Source organism: Flavobacterium praedii (assembly GCF_026810365.1).
Lineage (GTDB): Bacteria > Bacteroidota > Bacteroidia > Flavobacteriales > Flavobacteriaceae > Flavobacterium > Flavobacterium praedii.
Genome location: NZ_CP113948.1, coordinates 4,000,148 through 4,025,537 on the forward strand (window position 1 = coordinate 4,000,148; position 25,390 = coordinate 4,025,537).

General features: G+C 33.0%; 23 protein-coding genes. 20 read left to right on the forward strand and 3 right to left on the reverse strand.

Annotated elements, in window-relative coordinates:
- The first annotated feature begins 30 nt into the window (after window positions 1–30).
- The 18 genes from OYT91_RS16985 to OYT91_RS17070 all read left to right on the forward strand — a co-directional run bounded on the left by OYT91_RS16985 (window position 31) and on the right by OYT91_RS17070 (window position 20,089).
- Window positions 31–681 carry a hypothetical protein gene (locus OYT91_RS16985; protein ID WP_281238876.1) on the forward strand — a complete coding sequence of 217 codons (651 nt, stop codon included), beginning with the start codon at window positions 31–33 and terminating at the stop codon, window positions 679–681.
- A 206-nt stretch (window positions 682–887) separates the two neighbouring features.
- Complete coding sequence (locus OYT91_RS16990; protein WP_281238877.1) at window positions 888–1,580, forward strand: acylneuraminate cytidylyltransferase family protein; 693 nt, start codon at window positions 888–890, stop codon at window positions 1,578–1,580.
- A gap of 127 nt (window positions 1,581–1,707) precedes the next feature.
- Window positions 1,708–2,748: an N-acetylneuraminate synthase family protein gene (locus tag OYT91_RS16995; RefSeq protein ID WP_281238878.1), complete on the forward strand. Its 1,041-nt coding sequence runs from the start codon at window positions 1,708–1,710 to the stop codon at window positions 2,746–2,748.
- A gap of 66 nt (window positions 2,749–2,814) precedes the next feature.
- The gene (neuC, locus tag OYT91_RS17000) at window positions 2,815–3,936 is read left to right on the forward strand and encodes a UDP-N-acetylglucosamine 2-epimerase (RefSeq protein WP_281238879.1); all 1,122 of its coding nucleotides are present in this window, start codon (window positions 2,815–2,817) and stop codon (window positions 3,934–3,936) included.
- A gap of 89 nt (window positions 3,937–4,025) precedes the next feature.
- Complete coding sequence (locus OYT91_RS17005) at window positions 4,026–4,655, forward strand: hypothetical protein (protein WP_281238880.1); 630 nt, start codon at window positions 4,026–4,028, stop codon at window positions 4,653–4,655.
- A 93-nt stretch (window positions 4,656–4,748) separates the two neighbouring features.
- Complete coding sequence (locus OYT91_RS17010; RefSeq protein ID WP_349293175.1) at window positions 4,749–6,152, forward strand: glycosyltransferase family protein; 1,404 nt, start codon at window positions 4,749–4,751, stop codon at window positions 6,150–6,152.
- Between the two features lie 47 nt (window positions 6,153–6,199).
- A complete protein-coding gene (locus tag OYT91_RS17015; RefSeq protein WP_281238881.1) occupies window positions 6,200–7,633 on the forward strand; it encodes an MBOAT family O-acyltransferase in 1,434 nt (477 codons plus the stop codon).
- Entirely contained in the window at window positions 7,633–8,508 is an 876-nt protein-coding gene (locus OYT91_RS17020) for a hypothetical protein (protein WP_281238882.1), read from the forward strand. Before OYT91_RS17015 ends, OYT91_RS17020 begins: the two co-directional genes overlap by 1 nt.
- Window positions 8,509–8,587: 79 nt before the next feature.
- The gene (locus OYT91_RS17025) at window positions 8,588–9,733 is read left to right on the forward strand and encodes a glycosyltransferase family 4 protein (protein ID WP_281238883.1); all 1,146 of its coding nucleotides are present in this window, start codon (window positions 8,588–8,590) and stop codon (window positions 9,731–9,733) included.
- 2 nt (window positions 9,734–9,735) lie between these two features.
- The gene (locus OYT91_RS17030; protein WP_281238884.1) at window positions 9,736–11,277 is read left to right on the forward strand and encodes a glycosyltransferase family 2 protein; all 1,542 of its coding nucleotides are present in this window, start codon (window positions 9,736–9,738) and stop codon (window positions 11,275–11,277) included.
- Complete coding sequence (locus tag OYT91_RS17035) at window positions 11,274–12,284, forward strand: glycosyltransferase family 2 protein (RefSeq protein ID WP_281238885.1); 1,011 nt, start codon at window positions 11,274–11,276, stop codon at window positions 12,282–12,284. The genes OYT91_RS17030 and OYT91_RS17035 overlap by 4 nt, the downstream gene beginning before the upstream one ends.
- Window positions 12,271–13,077, forward strand: coding sequence for a class I SAM-dependent methyltransferase (locus tag OYT91_RS17040; protein ID WP_281238886.1), 807 nt, complete (start codon window positions 12,271–12,273; stop codon window positions 13,075–13,077). Before OYT91_RS17035 ends, OYT91_RS17040 begins: the two co-directional genes overlap by 14 nt.
- Before the next feature lie 57 nt (window positions 13,078–13,134).
- Window positions 13,135–14,250: a glycosyltransferase gene (locus OYT91_RS17045; protein ID WP_281238887.1), complete on the forward strand. Its 1,116-nt coding sequence runs from the start codon at window positions 13,135–13,137 to the stop codon at window positions 14,248–14,250.
- 5 nt (window positions 14,251–14,255) lie between these two features.
- Entirely contained in the window at window positions 14,256–15,248 is a 993-nt protein-coding gene (locus OYT91_RS17050) for a glucosamine inositolphosphorylceramide transferase family protein (protein ID WP_281238888.1), read from the forward strand.
- A complete protein-coding gene (locus tag OYT91_RS17055) occupies window positions 15,245–16,318 on the forward strand; it encodes a glycosyltransferase family 4 protein (RefSeq protein ID WP_281238889.1) in 1,074 nt (357 codons plus the stop codon). The genes OYT91_RS17050 and OYT91_RS17055 overlap by 4 nt, the downstream gene beginning before the upstream one ends.
- Window position 16,319: 1 nt before the next feature.
- Complete coding sequence (locus tag OYT91_RS17060; RefSeq protein ID WP_281238890.1) at window positions 16,320–17,663, forward strand: O-antigen ligase family protein; 1,344 nt, start codon at window positions 16,320–16,322, stop codon at window positions 17,661–17,663.
- On the forward strand, window positions 17,635–18,642 hold the full coding sequence (locus OYT91_RS17065; protein ID WP_281238891.1) for a glycosyltransferase family 4 protein: 1,008 nt from the start codon (window positions 17,635–17,637) through the stop codon (window positions 18,640–18,642). Before OYT91_RS17060 ends, OYT91_RS17065 begins: the two co-directional genes overlap by 29 nt.
- Window positions 18,643–18,694: 52 nt before the next feature.
- Complete coding sequence (locus OYT91_RS17070; RefSeq protein WP_281238892.1) at window positions 18,695–20,089, forward strand: exopolysaccharide biosynthesis polyprenyl glycosylphosphotransferase; 1,395 nt, start codon at window positions 18,695–18,697, stop codon at window positions 20,087–20,089.
- Window positions 20,090–20,366: 277 nt separating this feature from the next.
- Here the strand turns inward: OYT91_RS17070 and OYT91_RS17075 are convergent, their stop codons facing one another.
- Window positions 20,367–21,506 (reverse strand): lipoprotein N-acyltransferase Lnb domain-containing protein, encoded by a 1,140-nt coding sequence (locus OYT91_RS17075; protein ID WP_281238893.1) that lies wholly within the window; start codon window positions 21,504–21,506, stop codon window positions 20,367–20,369.
- Between the two features lie 53 nt (window positions 21,507–21,559).
- Window positions 21,560–22,630, reverse strand: coding sequence for a putative type IX sorting system protein PorV2 (locus tag OYT91_RS17080; RefSeq protein ID WP_489886105.1), 1,071 nt, complete (start codon window positions 22,628–22,630; stop codon window positions 21,560–21,562).
- A gap of 189 nt (window positions 22,631–22,819) precedes the next feature.
- Here OYT91_RS17080 and OYT91_RS17085 point away from each other — a divergent pair, with 189 nt between their 5' ends.
- Window positions 22,820–23,542: a CDP-alcohol phosphatidyltransferase family protein gene (locus tag OYT91_RS17085; RefSeq protein ID WP_281238894.1), complete on the forward strand. Its 723-nt coding sequence runs from the start codon at window positions 22,820–22,822 to the stop codon at window positions 23,540–23,542.
- Between the two features lie 9 nt (window positions 23,543–23,551).
- The gene (locus OYT91_RS17090; RefSeq protein ID WP_281238895.1) at window positions 23,552–24,397 is read left to right on the forward strand and encodes a glycoside hydrolase family 25 protein; all 846 of its coding nucleotides are present in this window, start codon (window positions 23,552–23,554) and stop codon (window positions 24,395–24,397) included.
- 135 nt (window positions 24,398–24,532) lie between these two features.
- Here OYT91_RS17090 and lptB read toward each other — a convergent pair whose 3' ends face one another.
- Window positions 24,533–25,273, reverse strand: a complete 741-nt coding sequence (gene lptB / locus OYT91_RS17095; RefSeq protein WP_281238896.1) for an LPS export ABC transporter ATP-binding protein — start codon at window positions 25,271–25,273, stop codon at window positions 24,533–24,535.
- Window positions 25,274–25,390: the final 117 nt, after the last annotated feature.

A 25,390-nucleotide genomic window follows, 5' to 3' on the forward strand; every position in this document is an offset into this window, starting at 1 on the left:
AAAAGATTAAAAGAAAATACATTATATATAATGAGATTAGAAATTAAATCGCTTGCAAAAAGTAATTATAAAAAATTTTGTGAATTAGAGGGTTGTGATTATATCGCTAGTGAGTTTGCATTAGAATCCTTATTAAGGATAATGGAGTGTTTTAAAATAAAAAGTATTCTTGAAGTAGGAATGGGTATAGGTTCAGTCTCTGATACTATTTTGAAATATGTAGCTAGCAGAAATTTAAGTGTTTGTTATCATGGAACAGAAAACAATGGTTTTTGTTTGAAAGCTTTGCCTCAAAATGTTACATTATATAATCAAGTTAATGTTTTTTTTGGCTTGAATTCTTTGACTGATAGAAAATATGATTTAATAATAATAGATGGTTCAGATGAAAGTTTAATTAAGTTACTAGATATTTGTAGCGAGAATGCTATTGTTTTTATTGAAGGAGGAAGGCAAGAACAAACCAAGATGGTTTTGAATTTGTTTCCAAAATCTTTACATGTTAATGTTATTACTTTGAAGAAGAATCCTTCTTATGCTCATGAAGGTAGAAGTAGTAAAAGTTATATAGGCGGAGGGCAATTGATTTTTGTAAATCCAACATACAAAATGAGACTATATTGGTTTAATAAAAAAGTACTCACTTTTTTTAAAATAAGAATTAGGAAGATAAATAGATAATTATCTTGAATATGTTGAAAACACTGATCTTCAAATTACGATATCACCCGAATTGTATTCTACTAAAAGTTGGTTGAAAGGAATGAATTCCATCATAAATAGAGCCAAAAAGGCTATTGCTATTTAAATCCATCTACATAGCATAATCAAATTTTCAATTTATATTATAGTTTGATATAAGTTGTTTGTTATAAAAAATAAAACAGATGAAAAACATAGCCATCATTCCTGCCCGTGGCGGATCGAAGCGCATCCCAGAAAAGAACATTCAATTGTTTGGGGGATTGCCTTTATTGGTGCATTCCATTCAATATGCTTTGGCTAATAGTACTATTATAGATGATATTTATGTTTCTACAGATGATTCTACCATCAAAAGGGTAGCTTTGGCTAATGGAGCTAAAGTTATTGATAGGCCAGAAGCGCTCTCGGGTGATTTGGAGCCTACAATTACTGCAGTGAAACATGTTTTAGAATCTATTGAATCTGATGTTGAAAATGTGATTTTACTACAACCGACAAATCCTCTTCGACCACAAAATTTGTTAAAGGAAGCTTTTGATATTTATAAAAAAGGGAAATACGACAGTCTTTTTACCGTTACCAGAAACCATCAAAAATTCGGAAAAATAACTGAAAATAAATTTCAACCCTTTAATTATACTATTGGGCAACGCAGTCAGGATCTGGAACCTTTGTTTTTCGAAAATGGACTGTTATATATATCTAAAGCATCTTTGATTTTGCCTCCCGACTGTACTCTAGCCGATAGCAAAATTATTTCTGAAAACGCTTTTCCATTCGAAGTAAATCATATTTTTGCCAATATAGACATTGATACGCCAGAGGACTTGGAATATTCGGAGTATTTACTTAAGAAACACACTCTCTCCCGATAGGAGTTGGTAGTGAAAAAAAACGAATTAAACTTTAGATAAAATGGTAGCAGAATCGTATTCCCTTCTTGGGAGGGGCTAATGGTGATTTTTTTCAAAGTAAATTGAACTTCAAAGCAAAAAATAAAAAATGAATCCATTTATAGAAATAGCCGGTAGAAAAATCGGTCCCGATTATCCTCCTTTAGTTATTGCCGAAATTGGTATCAATCACGAAGGGTCATTAGAAGTAGCCAAAGAAATGGTTGATGCAGCCCAACGAGCAGGAGCTGAGGTAGTAAAACATCAAACTCATATTGTGGAAGATGAAATGTCTGGAGCTGCCAAAAAAGTTATTCCAGGAAATGCAGATGTTTCCATATATGAAATCATGGAGCGCTGTTCGTTGAATGAAGCAGATGAATTGGAATTGAAAATGTACGTGGAGCGTAAAGGGATGATTTTTATTTCTACCCCCTTTTCCCGTGCCGCTGCGGAACGATTGAAAAAGTTTGATATTCCCGCTTATAAAATTGGATCTGGCGAATGCAATAACTATCCATTATTGGAGCATATCGCCTCCTTTGGTAAGCCCGTTATTTTGAGTACCGGAATGAATACCATAGAAAGTATCCGAAAAGCGGTTGCTATTTTTGACCGTCATGAAGTGCCGGTGGCTTTGTTGCATACGACTAATTTATATCCAACCCCAATACATTTAGTTCGGTTTGGGGCGATGATGGAAATGCACCATGCTTTCCCCGATAAAGTATTTGGATTGAGTGACCATACGTTGAATAACAATGCCTGTTTGGGAGCAGTGGCTTTGGGTGCCAGTATTTTGGAACGTCATTTTACGGATCACATGCAACGTACCGGACCAGATATTGTGTGCAGTATGGATGAGCGAGCCACAAATGAGTTAATTGAAAATTCTAATGAGATTTGGCAAATGCGCGGGGGAGTCAAGGAACCTGCAAAAGAAGAACAAGTAACTATTGATTTTGCTTTTGCCACAGTTTGTGCTATCGCTGATATAAAAAAAGGAGAAGTATTTACCAAAGAAAATATTTGGGTGAAACGTCCTGGAACAGGGAAGATTTTAGCTGAGCATTTTGATTCTATTTTGGGTAAAAAAGCGACTCAGGAAATTGTTAATGATGTTCAGTTGACTTGGGAAGATATTGAATAATTCATGTCTAGTTAATCCTTTCAGAGTTCAAAACGCTGAAAGGGTTGGTTGATTATAAAAAAATAAATGAAAAAAATCGTATTTCTAACTGGTACTCGTGCCGATTTTGGTAAAATAAAATCATTGATTTCAATTTTGGAACAACAACCCGAATTTGAAGTTTTTGTGGCGGTAACGGGTATGCATTTACAGGAAGAATATGGTTATACTTTGTTGGAAATTCAGCGTTGTGGGTATAAAAATATACACACTTTTCAGAATCACACTCATGAGACCACTATGGATTTGACCTTGGCCAAAACCATCGAAGGACTTTCTAGTTATGTAAAAACGGTGAAGCCAGATTTAATTCTCGTGCATGGGGATCGTGTAGAGACTTTGGCAGGAGCCATAGTTGGGTCTTTGAATAATATTTTGGTAGCGCATATTGAAGGTGGCGAAGTATCGGGAACGGTAGATGAACTGATTCGCCATAGCGTGAGTAAACTGAGTCATATCCATTTTGTTTCAAACTCGGAAGCGGCCAAAAGGCTGAAACAAATGGGAGAAATTAAAGATTCTATTTTTACTATTGGTTCACCGGATATAGATGTGATGTTTTCAGATCAACTTCCTGACTTAAAGGTTGCAAAGAAATATTATCAAATTGATTTTGATTTGTTTGGAATTGTAATGTTTCATCCTGTTACCACTGAAATAAAGGAAATGGAACAGTATGCAACTCATTTTGTCAATGCTTTATTGGCGGACAGACATAATTATATTGTTGTTTTTCCCAATAATGATTTAGGAAGCAAAACGATCTTGGCAGCTTATGAGCGATTAAAAGGCAATTCGAGATTCCGAATTTTTCCTTCCCTGAGATTCGAATATTTTTTAACATTATTAAAAAACAGTCAATTCATTTTAGGGAACAGTAGTGCCGGAATTCGCGAAGCACCTTATTACGGAATTCCGATTATCAATATTGGCACTCGGCAACAAAACAGAGCCGTTCATGCGGATATTATTAATGTCGATTATAATGAAAGGAATATTTCTGAAGCCTTAAGAATAATCGATTCCCATAAAGTAATACAATCAGATGATGATTTTGGGCAAGGCAATAGTGCCGAACTATTTCTAGAATCCCTCCAAAAAGAGACCTTTTGGCAAATGAATCATCAAAAACAATTTAGAGATCGATAATAGTCTTTTCTAACCCTTTCAGAGTTTTGAACTCTGAAAGGGTTAGGAAGATAGGGTTGAAATAAAGCAGAAAAATTTAAAAGTAGTTTATGCAAAACGAAAAATACAAAAAAGAGCCTTTGGTTTCAGGGAATTATTACCACATTTATAATCGGGGTAATAATGGAATTGATATTTTTTTTGAAAATAGCAACTATGAATATTTTTTAAAGCTATATCATCAGTATGTACATCCTTTTGCCGAGACTTTTGCTTGGTGCTTAATGAAAAATCATTTTCATTTTTTGGTGTATATTCGGGATGAAAATGAAGTTTTGCTTGATTCACTGGAATATTCAACCGTAGAAAAGCCAAAAGTTTTAGATGCTTCAAAACAATTCGGACATTTGTTTAATGCCTATACACAAGCCATCAATAAACGATATTCTAGGACAGGAAGCTTATTCGAAAAACCCTTTGAACGAAAGAAAGTGAGTTCCGAAAAGTATTTGCAAAATTTAATTTACTACATTCATAATAATCCTGTTCATCACGGTTTTACTAAAACAGCCAATGAGTATCCTTGGTCTTCTTATGAGAGTATTCTTTCAGAGATGCCGACTAAACTAAGAAGAGAGGATGTTATTAGGATTTATGGATCTAAAGAAAATTTTATTGTCTACCATAATGGAGAACAAGATTTGAAAAATATTTTCGATATAAGTATTGATAAACGATAATAAGTACCCTTTTGGAGTTTCAACCCTTTCAGAGTTCAAAACTCTGAAAGGGTTCAGAAAGGGTTAGGGAAAAAAACATAAATAAAATTAAAATTGACACCAAATAATAAAATAGTCATCCTTTTACCCGACGGAATTGGTCTTCGTAATTTTGCGTATTCCGATTTTCAGGCTATTGGAGTACAAGAAAATTTCGAAGTAGTTTTTTGGAACAATACTCCTTTTGATTTAACCCAATTGGGTTTTAAAGAGATTAAAATTCAAAACTCCAAATCACACCCACTTACGGAGACCTATAAAAATGCCCGTAAACAGATTGAGTTGAATCTTAATATACGAAGAACAAAAGACCGAGTTTATGATACCTATAGATTCCCTTTTTCGTATGCCACCACTCTAAAAGCACTAAAAAGTGGAGTAACGCAATTTTTGTCAATTACCCATTCTTCGACTTTTGGATTAAAACGCATTCGACATAAAATCAAGCAAGAGGAACGCAAAACCTTGTACTACCATCAATGTTTAGAAACTTTACAAAAGGAACAGCCAGCGATGGTTTTTTGTACCAATCAGCGACCAATGACGGCAATTGCACCAATACTAGGAGCACAAGAATTGGGAATCCCTACGGCTACATTCATTTTTTCTTGGGATAATTTGCCCAAGGCGACTATGGTGGTAGAAACTGATTATTATTTTGTTTGGAGTGATTTAATGAAAAAAGAATTACTCTTTTATTATCCGTATATCAAGGAAGAACAAATTTTTGTTACAGGGACTCCTCAATTTGAATCCCATTTTGACACAAATAAGTTGCTCTCAAAAGAAGTTTTTTTTGAGCAGAACGATTTAGATTTGAATAAAAAATACATTTGTTATTCGGGTGACGATGTAACGACTTGTCCGGATGATCCGAAATATCTCGAAGATGTTGCAAAGGCTATTCGTGAATTAAACCAAAAAGGGCATTCATTGGGTATTATTTTTCGACGCTGTCCTGTTGATTTTTCAAATCGATATGGTGAGGTTTTAGAAAACTATAAAGATGTAATCACGCCAATTGCTCCACTTTGGAAAAAAATAGGTGATGGTTGGAATACTGTTTTACCTACTCAAGCTGATATTGATATACAAATGAATACCATAGCACATACTGAGTTAGTGGTTAATTTAGGTTCTTCGATGGTCTTTGACTATGTAGCTCATAATAAGCCTTGTGCTTTTGTGAATTATGATGTTGTTCCGAAAAAAATATCGGATTGGTCGGTAAAAAAAATATACGATTATGTTCATTTTCGCTCTATGCCTAATAAAGATACTGTTTTATGGATAGACAGTCCAGAATCGATTACTGGAATAATAGAAAACGCTATTGTAACAAATTCTTTGGTTATAGAAAACGCACAAAAATGGTTCGAAATTATCAATCAACATCCTCCACAAGAAGCTTCGAAACGTATTTGGGAAGGAATTAAAACCATCATTTCTAAAGAATAATCCTTTTCTTTGCATCTAAATTAGAATACAATTTTTTACAATCAATTATGTTTTTCAATTCCCTGGCTTTTGCCATTTTTTTGCCCATAGTGTTTTTCTTGTATTGGTTTGTTTTTAATAAAACGAAGAATACCCAAAATGCACTCCTTATCGTCGCCAGTTATTATTTTTATTCCTGTTGGGATTGGCGGTTTTTGTTTCTGTTGGTTTTCTCTACATTTCTGGATTATTATACCGGGATTCAAATTGAGAAAAGCACCAAAGATAAAGGACGCAAATTTTGGTTTTGGTTGAGTATTGGTGTCAATTTGGGATTCTTAGGAATTTTTAAATACTATAATTTTTTCTCCGCTTCGTTTGCACAAATGCTGACTTCTGTTGGGTTCAAGGCGAGTCCTATTTTACTGGATGTCATTTTACCGGTTGGGATTTCATTTTATACCTTTCATGGATTATCCTACGTGATCGATATTTATTACAAACGCATCAAAGCCGAATATAATTTTGTCGATTACTCTTTGTTTGTGAGTTATTTTCCGTTATTGGTGGCGGGTCCTATTGAAAGAGCCACTCATTTATTACCTCAGGTTAAAGTTAAAAGAGAATTTAATTTGGCTCAAGCCAAAGAAGGAATCTGTCAAATCATTTGGGGATTGGTCAAAAAAGTGGTTATTGCCGATACTTGTGCTACGTATGCTAATGCTATTTTTGATAATTACACCTCTATGAATTCATTGTCGTTGATTTTGGGAGGGGTTTATTTTGCGTTCCAAATTTATGGTGATTTTTCAGGATATTCGGATATGGCCTTGGGAATGTCAAAATTGTTTGGGTTGGATTTATTGCGCAATTTTAATTACCCTTATTTTTCAAGGGATATAGCAGAGTTTTGGCGTCGTTGGCACATTTCACTTTCCTCTTGGTTTCGGGATTATTTATATATTCCGCTGGGTGGTAGCAAAGGATCGAAAGCGATGCAAGTCCGTAATGTCTTCATTATATTTGTGGTAAGTGGTTTTTGGCATGGTGCCAATTGGACCTATCTGGCTTGGGGATTTATCAATGCGGTTTATTTTCTACCTCTTTTATTGTTGAATAGAAATCGGAGTAATGTCGATGAAATTCAATTGAAATGGAATTGGGATTCGGTTAGAACAATCGTAAGTATTGTTACAACATTTATTTTAAGCACTATTGCCTGGGTATTTTTTAGAGCCAAGACCATAACAGATGCCTGTTTGTATCTGAAACGAATAGTAATAAACAGAGAGTTTACTAGTCAGTATCTTGTAAATGAGCGTTACAACTATGAATTAGTATTGATGGTCGGTTTGTTTGTTCTAGTCGAATGGAACAATAGAACCAAAGTCGAGCCTCTATCAGGGAAATACAATACGGTAAAGTTGGTTTTGGCGATAGCTGCCATTCTCGCTTTTGGAACCTATTCGGATTACAAAGAATTTATATATTTTCAATTCTAATGCAAAAGTTTTTACTATTCACTTTAAAAATACTTATCTTGACAATAGCTGTGGCCGTTGTTTTAGATTTTGTATACACCGCTATTTACCTTCAGTCTAGTAATCGCGGTAAAATAGATCATGTTTACAACTCCAAAAATGAAAATTTTGATGTTGTTATTTTAGGATCTTCCAGAGCCAATAACCATTTTGTTGCCCAAATGTTTGAAGACAAAGGATTAAAAACCTTTAATTATGGGATGAGCGGAGGTCATTTGTTTGAAGCAGATTTGTTATTGAAATTAATGGTAGAGCGACATTACAAAATTAAAAATGTAATACTAGAAGCCGATTTGAATTTGTCTAATGAGCATAGAGATTTTGGTATTTCAAGTAAATTTTTGCCCTATTTACATCAATCGGAATTGATTAAAGAACATTTTTTTAATGAATTAGATTTTAAAGAGTTGTATTATATTCCTTTTTATCGATATATAAAATTTGATGAACGTATTGGTTTTCGGGAATTTCACGAAGTTGCTTTAAAAAAACCTACGAACACTTTGGATAATAAAGGATATTACCCTTTGGGCATGAAACCAAATGCCAATATGAAAAACAATATTGCCAATTTGAAGCCTTTGAGACATAATAAATACTACGATCAAATCAAGCAAATTTGTAAAGCCAATAATATCAATTTCATAGCAGTAATGACGCCTATGTGCGAAAACACAAAAGGAATTAATTATTTTGATAAAGTGCAACAACTCTATCCCGAAATTCATAATTATGAGAATGTTGTTATCGGGGATCAATACTTTTCGTCTTGCGGACATATGAATGATACTGGTGCGAGAATGTTTACTGCCCGAATTTTAAAAGATTTTTTTTGATAAACCTACGGGTAACCCTGTCAGAGTTCCAAACTCTGAAAGGGTTAAACTCTGAAAGGGTAAATTGACAAGTAAAAAAATGAAAATAGCTTTTTTAACCCCCGAATATCCTCATGAGCGCATACAGTATGCAGCAGGAATAGGTACAAGTATCAAGAACTTGGCGGTGGCTTTGGCTAAAAATGGTGTGAGAGTATCCGTTTTTGTTTATGGTCAAAATGAAGCAGTTGATATTGAGGAGGAAGGAGTTAAAATTCATTTGATAAAAGCCCGAAAATTTAAAATATTGGGTTGGTATTTGCATCGAAAATACATTCAAAACTATATTAATACCTATATTGTTTCTGAAGGAATCGATTTAATTGAAGCACCCGATTGGACCGGAATTACTGCTTTTATGAATCTAAAAGCGCCATTAGTGATTCGTTTTCACGGGAGTGATACTTATTTTTGTCATTTGGAAGAAAGAAAGCAAAAACTTAAGAATTTTTGGTTTGAAAAACTAGCCATCAATAATGCTCAAGCTTTTATTGCACCTACCCGTTTTGCAGGAGAATTGTCGAAAAAGCTTTTTGGCATCAAAAAGAAAAGGATTGAAACCATTCATCATGGATTGGAGTTGAATCAATTTCAAAATGATAATGCTTTGGTTTACGAGAAAGGGATGATTTTATACATTGGTACGATAATCCGAAAAAAGGGAGTATTGGAATTACCTGCAATTTTTACTAAAGTAAGAAGAAAATATCCCATTGCACGTTTGGTTTTAATAGGAAGTGATTCGTATGATATTCAGACAAAATCTGATTCGACTTGGGAATTATTGCAAAAAGAGTTTGAAAGGAAGGATTTAAACAACGTTACTTACTTAGGCAAAATTCCGTATCAAGAAATACAGGAATATATAAAAAAAGCCCATGTTTGTGTTTTCCCAACCTTTGCTGAAACTTTAGGGATGGTTACTATTGAATCTATGGCGTTGCAAAAGCCGGTAGTCAATAGTAATATTGGTTGGGCACAAGAATTGATTGTTGAGGGCGAAAGCGGGTATTTGGTGCATCCAAAAAAGCACAGTGAATTTGCTAATAAAATAGTTGATTTGCTGCAAGATGAAAATTTATGTGTTAACATTGGGAGTGCAGCAAGAATGAGAGTAGAGACTGTTTTTGATATTGAAAAAACGGTAAAGCAAAATATTGATTTTTATAAAACGTTAATAGATTAATTTTGATTGTAGTTTTCCATAATAACAAGTCCATTACTAGAGTTGAATCTATTGGAAATAAAACAATACTCTTTGATCGAAAAAAGACTATTGCTTGTGGACTGATGCAATTAGCGATTCAGTTTCCAGAGGAAACTTTGGTTTGGTGTCATGAAGATTTTCAGAATCAAATTAATCTGAATGCCATTCCTGATATACTACATCATCAAAAAATGATGCTTTCCTATCACCCGAGTGAATCCAATTATTTGGGAAGAGAAATAGGTTATGTAGAAGAATCACCTTTTATAAATGTAAACAAAAAAGTGACCTACCCTACTTGGCAAATGAGTAGTTTGGCGGGAGCGATTTATTCGTCGGTTTTATTGGTTTTTAAAGATAAAATAAAGTTAGATTCTGATTTTGATTATTATCTGAGCTCTATTGCCAAAGTGGGTATGCCATTAGGCTTGTTATGCTATTCGGAACCAAAATTATTGAAAGAGGAAGCAATTGAAATAAGTTCGAAAGCATCTGTATTTGTACTTTTTAAATTTGTTAAGCAACATTATAAAACACGATGGTTGTTTTTATTGCTATTGAATTTTTTAGTGTATGAATTTCGATTTCCATTTGTAGCTTTTATTTTTGCTTTGTTTTTTAGAAATAGGAATAATCTAAATATTTCTTTAGAAAGCATTCCCGTTCAATCCAATAGAGAAGTGGTGCAACAAGCTACAATTGATGTAATTATTCCCACTATTGGAAGGAAAAACTATCTGTATGATGTGTTACAAGATTTGGCTAAGCAGACCCATTTACCAACAAATGTGATTATTGTAGAGCAGAATCCACAAGAAGGAAGTATTTCAGAATTGAATTATTTGCATACTGTGAAATGGCCCTTTATAATTAAACATACCTTTACTCATCAGGCAGGAGCTTGTAACGCCAGAAATTTGGCATTACGTCAAGTAGAAAGTGAGTGGGTTTTTATGAATGATGATGATAATCGATTTGAATCGGATTTAATAGAAAGGGTGTTTGGAAATATTAGAATATACGGTATTAAAAGTCTTTCTACATCTTATTTGCAAGATGGAGAAAAACTTCGATATTCTATAATTTCACAATCAGGTATTTTTGGTTCAGGGAACAGTTTCTTGGAGGCGGAATTATTAGAGTATGTTTCTTTTGATAAATCTTTGGAGTTTGGTTATGGAGAAGACACTGATTTTGGTTTGCAATTGAGAAATTTAGGTATTGATATAATATATTTTCCAGAGCCTGCTATTTTGCATTTAAAGGCACCTATGGGAGGATTTAGAATAAAACCGGTTTTTGAATGGTCGAATAAAGTAATTCAACCCAAACCTTCTCCTACTATTATGTATGTGAAGAAAAAACACAATACAAAAGAGCAAATATTAGGTTATAAAATGACTTTGTTTTTTAAATTCTACCAACATCAAAGTATTAAAAATCCATTTCGATATTTTGTAAATTACAAAAAGCAATGGAAACAAAGTGAATTTTGGGCTAATAAATTAAAAATGCAAACATGACGTTTTCGCTAATTATCTGCACCTATATGCGCCCTAAGCCCTTGCTGAAATTGTTGCAATCGGTACAGGAGCAAACACTATATCCTGATGAAATTCTCATAGTCGATGGTTCTGTTAATGATCAAACACAACTTGTCATAAAAGATCATCATTTTCAAAATTTAAATTCTTTTTTGGTTTCTAGTGAAGATCGAGGTTTGACTAAACAACGCAATTTTGGGATTACCCGCGTTGGAAACGATATGGAAGTGGTTTGTTTTTTAGACGATGACACCATTTTAGAAAAAGATTATTTTGAGCAATTGATTAATACCTACAAATTGCATCCACTTGCATTAGGAGTAGGGGGTTATATTTGCAATGAGACAAAATGGGAGTTTGTTGGGGGAAAATATCATCCAAAAATAAACGAATTTTATTTTGATGGATGGAAAAGAAAAGACGGAAGTCGATTCGTTTTAAGAAAAAAATTAAGATTGGATAGTGATTGTCCCCCAGGATTTTCATCTCTGTTTTCACACGGAAGAAGTGTTGGTTTTCTACCTCCAAGTGACAAAATCTATGAAGTCGAACAGTTAATGGGAGGAGTTTCCTCCTTTAAGAAAATCGTATTCGAAAGGTTTCAGTTTTCTACTTATTTTGAGGGCTATGGTTTGTATGAAGATGCCGATTTTTGCTTGAGAGTTGCCAAAACGGGTAAGCTGTATCTCAATACGAAAGCGAAATTGAATCATTACCATGAAGCTTCGGGAAGACCTAATCAATACCAATACGGTAAAATGGTGGTTCGAAATGGATGGTATGTGTGGAGGGTTAAAAATCCAAGTCCCAATGCAGCGGATTTCTTAAAATGGCATGCTATTACTTTACTTTTGACAATCATACGATTTAGCAATACCTTTACCACTACAAAACCAAAGGAACCTTTTACCGAAGCAATAGGAAGAACTATTGGTTGGTGGAGTTTGATTTTTAGTAAACCAAATAAAAAAAATGAAAACAACTGAATCAATTTTAGAAACAAATATTAAGCAAGCCGAATTTTATAATACCAAAAAGAAAAATTATGCAACGCGTATTTGGTCCAATTTCAGAAATGGAATTTTGAATAAGATAAAAAAAGCAGTTGGAGTTCAAGATCAAGCTTACTTGTTACATAAAGAATGGTTTGGGGATTTAAGTTCCAAGAAAGTATTGGATTTAGGTTGTTTTTCTGGGAATTATTGGTCCATGTATTTAGCAGAACATTCTAAGGAATATTTAGGAATTGACTTGAGCGATATAGCTATTTCAAAACTGAATGAACGATTAGTTTGTTATCCAAATGCAAGCGCTAAAACTATTGATTTTCTTTCTGCAGCGTTTCTAGAGAAAGATTACGATTTGATTTATGCTTATGGAGTTTTGCATCATTTTGAAAACACACAAATTCTGATCAATAAGCTCAACGAAAAATTAGCTCCAAAGGGTCAGATAATTAGTTATGATCCTTTAGAAACTAGTTTGCCTATAAAAATAATACGAACATTGTATCGTCCATTTCAGTCGGATGCCGCATGGGAGTGGCCTTTTAGTAAAAAAACATTTTATCAATTTCAGTCTGCTTTTACAATTGTTGAAAAGAGGGGGCTTCTAGGTAAATCAAAATGGATGGCGTTAATTTCAATACTTCCAATTTCAGATTTAAGCAAAAATAAAATTGGACAGAAATGGCATAAAGAGGATTGGGAAAATTCTAAGACTTCAGAATCTGTTTTGTTTAGCTGTATGCATTTAACTATGTTAATGCAGAAAAAATAATGTTAGCTCTATAAATTATTAAATAATGATGTTTCCAAAATATAATAGAAGCTTCAAATGAAATTTACCATAATTACCCATGTACCGCATATAAAGTATAAAAACAATTATTTTGCTTATGCTCCTTATGTGCGTGAAATGAATATTTGGTCAAAATATTGTGATGAATTCATTATTGTGGCTCCATTACAAAAAGGACATGTGACAGCCATTGATTGCTCTTATGCTCAAAGCAATATTAAGTTTTTGAAGATTGAAGCAATAAATATACTTGGATTTAAATCTATATGTAAAACAATTTTAAAAAGTCCTAAAATAATTTGGCAAATTTTCAAAGCCATGCAACAAGCTGATCATATTCATTTGCGTTGTCCTGGCAATATTGGTTTATTGGGTTGTATTATACAAATTTTATTTCCTAAAAAACCCAAAACTGCAAAATACGCCGGTAATTGGGATCCGAAAGCAAAACAACCTTGGAGTTACCGTTTGCAGAAATGGATTTTGAGCAACACTTTTTTGACCAAAAACATGCAGGTTTTGGTTTATGGCGAATGGGATGGTAGTACGAAGAATATCAAACCTTTTTTTACCGCTACCTATTCGGTAGTAGATAAAGAGCCGTTAAAAGAATTGGATTTAAAAGAAACCATACATTTTGTTTTTGTGGGAGCATTGGTTTCAGGGAAAAATCCTTTATATGCGATACAATTAGTCGAAGGATTATATAGAAAAGGGTATGATGTGTCTTTGGATTTATTTGGGGAAGGGATAGAACGTGAAGTTTTGGAAAAGTATATTGCTTCAAATCGTTTGGATAATTTTATAAAACTAAACGGAAATCAGAATCAAGAAACCTTAAAAAAAGCATATCAAGAGAGTCATTTTGTGTTATTAGCATCCAAAAGCGAAGGTTGGCCAAAAGCACTGGCAGAGGGAATGTTTTGGGGCTGTGTTCCTGTGGCTACTCCAGTTTCTTGCGTTCCTTATATGCTTGATTTTGGAGAAAGAGGTTTGTTGTTGCGCGTGAACTTGGAACAAGATATTCAACAATTGGAAGCACTATTTACGAATGAAAGTGATTTTAAATCTAAAAGAGAAAAAGCATCCCATTGGTCACGCCACTATACCTTGGATGTTTTTGAAGGAGAAATAAAAAAAATATTAAAATAATATAAATGAAGAAGTATTTAGTTGGGATTTTGGTTTTTGGAATTTTAGTAGTGTTATTGATAAACTACAGGACACCATTTTTTCAACAAGATGGAGGAGGTTGGTCCATAGGATATGGACAGTCTACTGTTTATCCCAAAGAAATAAATGTGAAAGAAAATGCTATTTATTCTATCGAGAAATTAAAAAAACAAAATGACAGTACCGTTTTTCTTGCGGATCCTTTTTTTGTAAAAGAAAAAGGAGTTTTTTATTTGTTTTTTGAACATAAAAAAACAAAATCAAATGGAGATGTAGGTGTAATGACTTCAATTGATGGTAAAAATTACAAGTATAGTGGCACGGTTCTGACACAAAAGTTCCATTTATCCTATCCACAGGTTTTTAAATATCGAAATGATTTTTATATGGTGCCAGAATCCAAGCAGGCCAATGCAGTTTTGTTATACAAAGCCTATCGATTCCCTTATGATTGGAGGGTTTGTGACACTTTGATTGCTAATGTTCAATATAAGGATCCTTCCATTTATGTATCGGATTCCTTGAATATAATGGTGGCATCTGACGGTAAATTAAATATGTATGTATATCAAGCCGATTCCCTTTTTGGAAAATGGAAATTGCATAAACAACCAATAGCCTTAATGGGAACTGAGGCTCGAGCAGGAGGACGATTTTTTGCGGATAAAAAAGGATTAATTTTACCCATACAAAATTGCACCAATGGGTATGGATTTGGCTTGTCTTTGTATCGATTTTCTTTCAAAAACGGATCGTATACCACTAAAAGAGTTTCTCCCTATTTCTTAAAAGGCAACACGGAAATAAAAGAATTTAATGCTGGAATGCATCAGTTGGATATACAACAATTAGGACCAAATGAGTTTTATTATGTATATGATGGGAACCGATTGAATAGTGATTCTAAAAAAATAAATATTTGGGGTCCGTTAAAATGGACTTATATCGATTTTAAAAATTGGATTGTAAATCAATGAGAATTCTCCAAATCATAGATTCCCTGGAAGCTGGTGGTGCTGAACGTATGGCAGTAAATTATGCCAATACACTAGCTGCTGAAGTTGAGTTTTCGGGTTTGATTGCCACTAGAAAAGAAGGTGCTTTACTAAATCAGATTCATCCAAGTGTTTCCTATTTGTTTTTGAACAAAAAAAGGCAGCTTGATTTTGGAGCACTTTATAGATTACATTATTTTGTTAAAAAAAATAAAGTAACTCATGTTCATGCGCATAGTACTTCCTTTTTTATGGCTTTTTTATTAAAAATGATTCGTCCGTCTATTAGTATTATTCGACATGATCATTATGGGAATAATGAATTTTTAGCCGTTAGACCTCATTTTGTATTGAAGCTGACAGCTTCTTTTTTTTGTGGAATTATCGCAGTTAATCAAAAATTAAAATCGTGGTCTGAGTTAAAACTTAAAGCTCGAAATGTTATTTATTTGCCTAACTTTCCAGTGAACGAAGCAGGTATCGTTGCAGAAACAAAACTAAAAGGAATTGAAGGAAAACGAGTTGTATCTTTGGCCAATTTAAGGGAACAAAAAAATCATTTTTTAGTATTGGAAGTAGCCAAAAAACTCAAAAAATCTCGTCCAGACTGGACTTTTCATTTGGTTGGAAAAGATTTTGAAGATGAATATTCCTTTCAAATTAAAAATCAAATTATTGAGTTTGATTTAGTAAATAATGTATTTCTGTATGGTTCCAAATTAGATATAGAAAGCATACTTAATCAAGCTTCAATAGCCATTTTGACCTCTCAATCAGAAGGTTTACCTGTAGCGCTATTGGAATATGGATTGAATAAAAAAGCGGTCGTGGTAACGAATGTAGGCGAAATTGGTTCTATTGTTGAAAATAACAAAAATGGATTTATAGTAGATTCCAATAATTCAGATTTGTTTTATAACGCTATTCTAAAACTTGTGGAAGATAAAAAGTTAAGACTTGAGTTTGGGAATGCACTTTATAATACGATACAAGGTAATTATACAGCTGAAAGTGTACTTAAAAAATATTTAAATTGGTTGCAAACTATTTAAAATGAAGAAAGAAGAATTATCCTATGTTTATTTGGTGCTATTTCATGCTTTTATGGGAGTATTGATTTTTGCATTGCCTTTTCTTTCAAAAATATACACTTTAGGAATATTGGTGTTTGGTGTTTTTTATATTGTTAAAACGAAGAACAAGAATAATGAAGTTCTAATGCTATCAGCTTATATAGTTAGTGTTGAGGTGCTTTTAAGAATGACTGATGGAATGATTCTAAATGAGTTTGGGAAATATTCTGTTATGTTTTTTATGTTTTTGGGTCTGATTTATTCTGGATTTTCAAAGAATGCATTGATGTATTGGATCTTTTTAGTATTACTGGTTCCAAGTATTGTTTTGTCAACAGTTTCCTTAAATTTTGATACGGATATTAGAAAAGCAATTGCTTTTAATATTTCAGGTCCCGTATGTTTGGGAATTAGTGCTATATATTGTTTTCAAAGAAAAATAACTTTTGATCGATTAAAAGGAGTTATTTCAGCTTTTTCAATGCCCTTAATTAGTATTGTGGTGTATCTGTATTTATACACGCCTAGTGTAAAAGATGTAGTTACAGGAACGCAATCCAATTTTGAGACCTCAGGAGGATTTGGACCCAATCAAGTATCAACAATATTGGGATTGGGTATATTTGTGTTTTTTGTACAATTACTATTGAATTCTAAAAACACATTGCTGCAACTTTTAAATGGTGGTTTGGTACTCGTTTTTGCTTTTAGAGGAATCGTAACTTTTTCAAGAGGTGGAGTGTTTACTGCAATAGTTATGATTATTTTATTTATGGCAGTGCTCTATTTTCAAGCTAATTTCAATACGAAACCCAAGATAGGTTTGATTATTATACTCGCTTTAGTGGCTGGATTGGGAGTTTGGGGATACAGTTCCATACAAACTGGTGGTTTAATCGATAAGCGATATGCTAATGAAGATGCTTTAGGTCGAAAAAAACAAAGTCAACTGAGCGGTAGAGAAGTGCTTATTGCATCTGAATTTCAAATGTTTCTGGATAATCCTTTTTTAGGAGTTGGAGTGGGTAAAAATAAGGAATTGCGAAAACAACAAACAGGAATTGATTTGGCGACACACAATGAAATTACCAGAATGTTAGCAGAGCATGGTTCTCTTGGTTTAATAGATTTGATGATTCTTTTTTTTACACCATTATTTTTATTTGTAAATAATCGCCAAAATTTATTGGCGTTATCTTTTTTGGCTTTTTGGTTATTTACAATTAATCATGCTGCTATGCGTCTTGCTGCCCCTGCATTTGTTTATGCATTATCATTATTAAAAGTTTATACTATTGAAGAACCTACTCTACATAGGGAATAAATTGTCCAACCATGGAGTTACTCCAACGACTATTGAAACTCTTGGGCCTCTTTTGGAGCAAGAAGGGTTCAATATATGCTACAGTTCTTCCAAAAATAATAAATCATTACGCTTAGTCGCCATGTTGTACACTGTGTTTCGATATAGAAAAGCAGATGCAGTATTGATTGACACCTATAGTACGACCAATTTTTGGTATGCTTTTGGCACTTCTCAGTTGTGTAGGGTTTTAAGAATAAAATATATTCCTATTTTGCATGGAGGCAATTTAGCTTTTAGGTTGCATCAGAATCCTAGAATTTGTAAAATGATATTCAATAATTCTTATCATAATGTATCTCCTTCTCTTTTTTTAAAGGAACAATTCAATACTTTGGGGTGTAAAAATGTAATTTATATTCCAAATGCAATTGAGCTTCATAATTATCCTTTTTTGGCACGAATAAAAGCCTCGCCAAATTTATTATGGGTGCGTTCCTTCGCAAGAATATATAATCCTATGATGGCGGTTCAGGTATATTACGAATTAAAAAAGACATATCCATTAGCAACCTTGCGAATGGTTGGGCCTGAAAAGGATGGGAGTTTAGTAGAAGCCAAACAAAAAGCCAAGGATTTGGATTTAGATATTCATTTTACAGGAAAATTATCTAAACAGGATTGGATCAAAATTTCAAAAGAATCTGATATTTTTATAAATACAACCCATTTTGACAATATGCCAGTCAGTATAATTGAAGCGATGTCATTGGGATTGGCAGTGGTTTCAACTAATGTTGGTGGAATTCCCTATATGTTAGAGGAGCAAAAAGAAGCATTATTAATTCCAGATAATGATGTAGAAAAAATGGTTGATGCTCTAAAAAGTTTGATAGAAAGCCAGGTTTTGTTTACTGAACTGGTTTTGAATTCTAGGCAAAAAGCGGAACAGTTTGAATGGGTAAAGGTTAAACTCAGTTGGATGAATATTTTAAAATAAAAGTTTAATTTTTTATAGATTATGATTAATATACAATCTTTAATTAAAGAGTATGAGTAAAAAGAAAAAAATGCACTTCGAAATTTCAGAACGTAAAATACTTTTACGGTTTTTTGATGTGGTTTTTGTTTTGTTAAGTTTGTATGGAATTGGACTTTTTTTTGAATTTAATTACTTTGAATTTTCAACTTCAAATTTCTATTGGACAATTGTGTTAGCATTTTATTTAAATGCTTTTGGCGCTATTTTTGAAATGTATAATTTGCAAGTGGCAAGCAATCATTTTCAAGTATTGAGAAGCGCTATTTTGACAACTTCTACAACCGTAATATTCTATTTATTAACGCCTGTTTTTTCTCCTCAATTGCCCAAAAATAGGTGGCAATTGCTTGTTTTTTATGGTACAATTTTTATTGCATTGTATGCTTGGAGAATGATTTATGTTCGGTTTTTAGCGTCACATCGTTTTGTTCAAAAAGCGATTTTAATATGTGATAGGGAGCAAGTACAGGAATTGGTATTGGGATTGGAACAAGTGGATCCACATTATAAAATAATTGGATATGTGAATTCCGATTTTTATTCTAAAACTGAGTTTGAGTATCAATATGTAAAACATATAAGAAGAGATGATTTGAAGTCGTTTGTTTCTGAAAATGGAATTTCGGAAATAGTGGTGGCTTGTCAAAAAACCGATGGAATTACTCCTGAATTATACCAACAATTACTTCATTTTTTAGAATCAGGAAAGAGTATTCGGGAATATACACAAGTATATGAAAGCAAAACACAGCGTATTCCTGTTCAGTATATTTCTCGGGACTTTTATCGATTTTTTCCTTTCAGTCGCTCCAATCAAAATAAATTATACATTTATTTAATACGATTATTTGAAGTTGTTTTTTCAATAATTGGATTGGGTGTTGGATTGTTATTGTTGCCTTTACTGTTGGTTGGGAACCTGTTTTGGAATAAAGGGAAATTATTATATACTCAAAAAAGAGTAGGTAAAGATGGTGTAGTGTTTAAAATCATAAAGTTTCGTACCATGGTTAAAAATGCCGAAAAATCAGGAGCTGTTTTTACGAAAACAAATGATACCAGAATTACTAAATTTGGAAAATTTTTGAGAAAAACCAGAATTGATGAAATTCCACAATTTATAAATATTTTAAAAGGAGAAATGGCTGTAATTGGACCAAGGCCTGAGAGACCAGTATTTGTTAGGGAAATTGCTCAAATTATGCCATTTTATGAAACACGCCATATCATAAAACCGGGTCTTACGGGATGGGCTCAAGTCAATTATTCCTATGGGGAAAAATTAGAAGACAGCTTGGTAAAACTACAATACGACTTGTATTATATTAAGCATCGAAGCATTTACTTGGATTTAAGTATAGCTTTTAAAACTATTTCTACCGTTTTGTTTTATAGAGGACAATAATAAGTTATTGTTTTAATTGTCGGGAACATACAATCTAAAGATAAGGCATTAAAGTTCATTGGAAATAGAAATGAATTTTAATGCCTTGTCTGTTTTTAATAGGTTGTAGAATACTATACCATTAGCACATATAAAATAGCCCAATCTATTCATTCTTTTTCTCCAATACGTCCTCAGAAAATAATTCCACAGCGAAGGCTATGCAATGATTTTTATCGTTGTCTTGAAAAAAAATAACTTCGCATCTTTGTGGACTATTTTACATCCACTAATGGTATTATATGATAATTGGAATTCGCTTTTTATGTTTTATAGCTACGCGAATTAAGATTGTAAAATTGGTAATCAATATTGGTAAAACAATCATTAAATGTACTTTAGGAATGATTATAAAGAAATATAAAAGCATCATTATTATATTTATTATACAAAGTTTGTAAGTCCATTTGGGATTTTTAGTACTCCAAAAATAGAGCAATACAAATAGTGCTGGATTAAACAACAAAATATTATAGTTATATTCCAGTTCGTGATGAAAAGAATAAAAACCTAAAAAGGTAAATAGCAAACCCAATAAAGCGATGCTAAATAAATACACAAAATCGATGCTTTTTTTGTTAATCAAAATGACAAACCCTAAGAATAATAAATAGGTGTAAGCATTATTCCACCAAGAAGTTGGGATTTCTTTTTCAAAAGTAAGTATGGTTATGGGTTCTTTGGAAAAGGGTTGATTGTTATATTTAATTTGTTTTAAACTTTCCAGTAATTCAAATGGTAAAAATATTTTAGTTCCCATTTGGTCTACTTTTGTTCCAAAAACAATACTAGTCCCTAGTTTTTCATAAAAATGATTGTCAAAATAAGGGTATAAAATTGTTCGATATGTTTTGTCGGTGTCTACTTTCTTTTTGATTACCGTTGATTGCAGCGTTTTGTTGATTACATCTACTACTTTTGAAGTGCAATTGTTATCTATGAATTTATATTTGTACAATCGCTCATCAGAAAGCATAGATTGAGCTAAGTTGTCAAATAATTTTTGTTTTAGTTCAAACGGAATGTTTAATTCTTGCTCAAAAACAGCTCTGTTTTCATAGTTGTATTGATTAATAAAATCGATATACCTGTCGTTGACAATGAAATAGTCTAAATCTCCTTTAGCAAATTTTGGAACAAAATTGGGCGTTTGAAAATCAAAAGCACCATAATTATAAACGACGTCTATATTGTTTATTGAATCACTTACTCGTATGGCTGTGTGACCAAATAAGGAATACGATTCATTCCCAGTTCCGCATGTTAAAACACTAATTTTTGCATTTTTTGACAAAGAAACACTTTGGGCAAGTGTGCTATACGCTGAACTCAATACAATAATGCTAATTAAAATTTTTCTAAAAAGGTGCGATTTCATAATCATGAGATTTTTTCTTCGAGTATTATTTAAAGTGGTATAAAAATAGCCATTTAGTTGGTGAATAACGATAAGTCAATTTTTAGAGAAAAAACATTCGAATACAGAGCAGTGCTTTGGTTGCCCAATGCCGTCAATGCATAATCAACAGCAATACCTTTGTATTTGAAACCCAAACCAATATTGGGTTGAAAGCCTATTTTTTTTGAATTGTCTAATTGGGTTACCTGTTGGAAATTTCCGACTCCTGCTCTCAAAAACGCTAAATCGGAATACCCAAATTCCAAACCAATGGCAGGGTCAATACTTACAAAAGAGGTAGAAATTAAATCATTGGTTTGTGTGAATTGCATGTTCATGTTGGCGGTCGTCAATAGACTATAATCATCATGAAATTCAAATTTTTTAGCTACACCCAGTTGTGCTTTTGGTGGAGTGATTTCGGTACTTTCTGGAATTTCTTGGTTTTCACCAGGAATAGCATCGGCTATTTTTTGATAGGCTTCTTCATTAATATTCCAAATGTTGTAGGTAGTGGTAATGTCGCGAAGCATGAAACCAAATTGCCAGTTATTTTTTTCAAATTGCAGTCCAAGATCAAAACCGAAACCCCAAGAAGTTGCAAAATCTCCAATTATTCGGCGAATAATTTTGGCATTTACGCCATATTGAAACCCTTCAACAGGTAATTTTACAGCGTATGAAAAAGTGAATCCATAGTCGGCAGTTGAAAACAGTTTAATTCGGTTGTAATCGATATTGCCTTCATTGTCTATTAATTCAGTTGTATTCAAAATATCATCAACTCCAAAACGAATTAATGATAACCCCCATGCACTTCTGTCATCAATAGGACTGGCATAAGCAGCATAATCGTATTTGGCAATATTGGCGAAGTAATTGGAATGCATTAACGAAATTTGATTCTCTTTCAAATGAATTAGTCCTGCTGGATTCCAATAGCAGGAATTGACATCTGCTGAGGATGCTACAACTGCATTTGACATTCCCAAAGCTGCAGCATCTACACCTATATTCATAAACTCATTCGAGTATTTTCGAACAGTTTGACTGTAGGTAGCGTTTACAACGAAAAGAAGTAAGAAAAGGATTTTTTTTTTCAAAGGTTTTTGTTTGTAGACTTGATGCGTTTTAAATTTTTGTCAAAAATAAAGTTTTTTAATGATGTAGCTGCTTCAATTCAATTAATTAATGCTTTTTGATAGTTCAAAATAAAAATCTCTCATATAAAACGAGCATCGCTTTCACATATTGTATTAAATTTGTCACGTATATCAAACAAATTATAACTTATGAACATTAAAAAACACATTCCGAATACCATTACATTGCTTAATCTTTTCTGTGGCTGTATTGCAGTAGTATTTGTAAGTAAAAATCAATTTGAAATGGCTTTCTTTTTTGTTTCACTTGGAATATTTTTTGATTTCTTTGATGGGTTTTTTGCTCGCTTGTTTAAAGTTACCGGTGAATTGGGGCTGCAATTGGATTCTTTGGCAGATATGGTTACCAGTGGCGTAGTTCCTGGTTTTGTAATGTTCAAAATGATGCAAAGCAGTTCAGTTGCAATGAGTGAAGGTTACCTGCAATTTTTTCCATATTTAGGATTTATTATTACTTTGGGATCATGTTATCGCTTGGCTAAGTTCAATATAGATACTCGTCAAACCGATTCGTTTATCGGTTTGCCCACTCCTGCCAATGCTCTTTTTATATTGAGTCTTCCATTGGTGTTGCAGTATTATTCAAACGACTCATTAGCAGTACTTGAAATCTTTACAGAGAAATGGGTTTTATTGGTAATTACGTTGTTTAGTGCTTATGTTTTAAATGCCGAAATTCCTTTGTTTTCTTTAAAAATCAAAAAATTTAATTTCAAGGATAATGCGCTTCAAATTATTTTTTTAGCAATCTCTGTTTTGTTGTTGTTTTTTCTACAGTATTTTGGAGTTGCATTGGTTATTATTTTCTATGTGTTGCTTTCGGTAATCAATAATATGTTGAAAAAAAAGTAATTTTTTTGAATGAAAAGAAAGAATACACGAACGACCTACAGTAGGAAGATCAAAAAGAAAAACTCCATTTTGCCTGCTCAATTAATAAGGTATTTTGTGTTTGGATTTTTACTTTTTGTTGTTCTGTCTTTAGGGTATCATTACCGCTCTAGTTTTGCTTATTATTTAGGTTTTAAATCTCATTTTAATAAGGAAACCAATGTTTTTTCTGAAGCCCGTAATTTAAAGGTTTTGGAGAAAAGCGAGGGGAAGGTTATAGGTTTGGATGTTTCCGAATATCAAGGAAAAATCCGATGGTCTTACGTAGATACTATAGAAGAAAAATATCCATTACATTATGTTTTTGTTAGAGCAACAGTAGGAAAAGATAGGGTTGATCATCAATTTAAGAGAAATTGGCTTGGTGCCAAAGAAAATAAAATGATTCGTGGCGCTTATCATTATTATCGTCCAAATGAGAATTCCCTCGAGCAAGCCGAACTTTTTATAAAAACAGTAAAGCTTAAAAAAGGGGATTTACCACCCGTTTTGGATATTGAAAAGCTACCAAAAGAACAATCTTTAGATCGTTTAAAAATTGGTTTACACCGTTGGTTGAAAGCAGTAGAATTGCATTATGGAGTGCGGCCGATAATTTATACAGGCGAAAAATATTATGACGATTTCTTGAAAGAGGAGTTTAGTGATTATCTTTTTTGGATAGCCAATTATAATTTTTATAGGGAAGAAATTCAGGACGATTGGCTCTTTTGGCAATTTACAGAAAAAGCAAAAGTACCCGGAATCGATTATAAAGTTGATGTCAATATTTACAATGGCGATTTACAACAATTGCAATATATTACAGTAGAGTAGTGTTCAGGTTTCAGATTTCAGAAAACAGATTTCAGAAAACAGATTTCAGATTTCAGGTTTGAGATTTAGACTATTAAGCAGCTCTTATTGATGTTGTTTCTTTTTCTCTGAATCTGAAATCGGCTAACTATTTTTCTAAAATTCTAACTTCTTTTTTCTTAATTCAAAATTCTGACCTAGGTATACACGACGCACCATCTCGTCTTCAACCAATTCTTCAGGGACACCAGCTTTTAAGATGCCTCCTTCAAACATAAGATATGTTTTATCCGTGATGGCTAATGTTTCCTGTACGTTGTGATCAGTGATTAGAATTCCAATATTCTTATTTTTCAATTGAGCAACAATTCTTTGAATGTCTTCAACGGCTACTGGGTCAACACCGGCAAAAGGTTCGTCAAGCAAAATGAATTTAGGGTCAGTGGCTAAGCAACGGGCAATCTCAGTACGACGACGTTCTCCTCCTGAAAGCAAATCGCCTCTGTTGGTACGAATGTGTTCCAAACTAAATTCCGCAATTAGGCTTTCCATTTTGGCAATTTGATCTTCTTTGGATAATTTGGTCAATTGCAATACACTTAAAATGTTGTCTTCAATGCTTAGTTTTCTAAAAACAGAAGCTTCTTGCGCCAAATACCCAATTCCTTGTTGGGCTCTTTTGTACATTGGGTAATCCGTGATATTTAAATCTTCCAGATAAATATTTCCGGAATTTGGTTTTACCAATCCCACAATCATATAAAAAGAGGTCGTTTTTCCAGCACCATTTGGTCCCAAAAGCCCCACAATTTCACCTTGGTTTACTTCTACCGAAATGCCTTTTACAACAGAACGCCCCTTGTATGTTTTTATTAAATTCTCTGCTCTTAATTTCATGTTTTAAAGTTGCTAAGTAGCATAGTTACTGAGTAACTAAGTTTATATTGTTGCAAAGAAACGAATTTCGTTTATTTGGTTTTAGGTTTTAACTTCAATTTTAGTTTTTTAATCGTG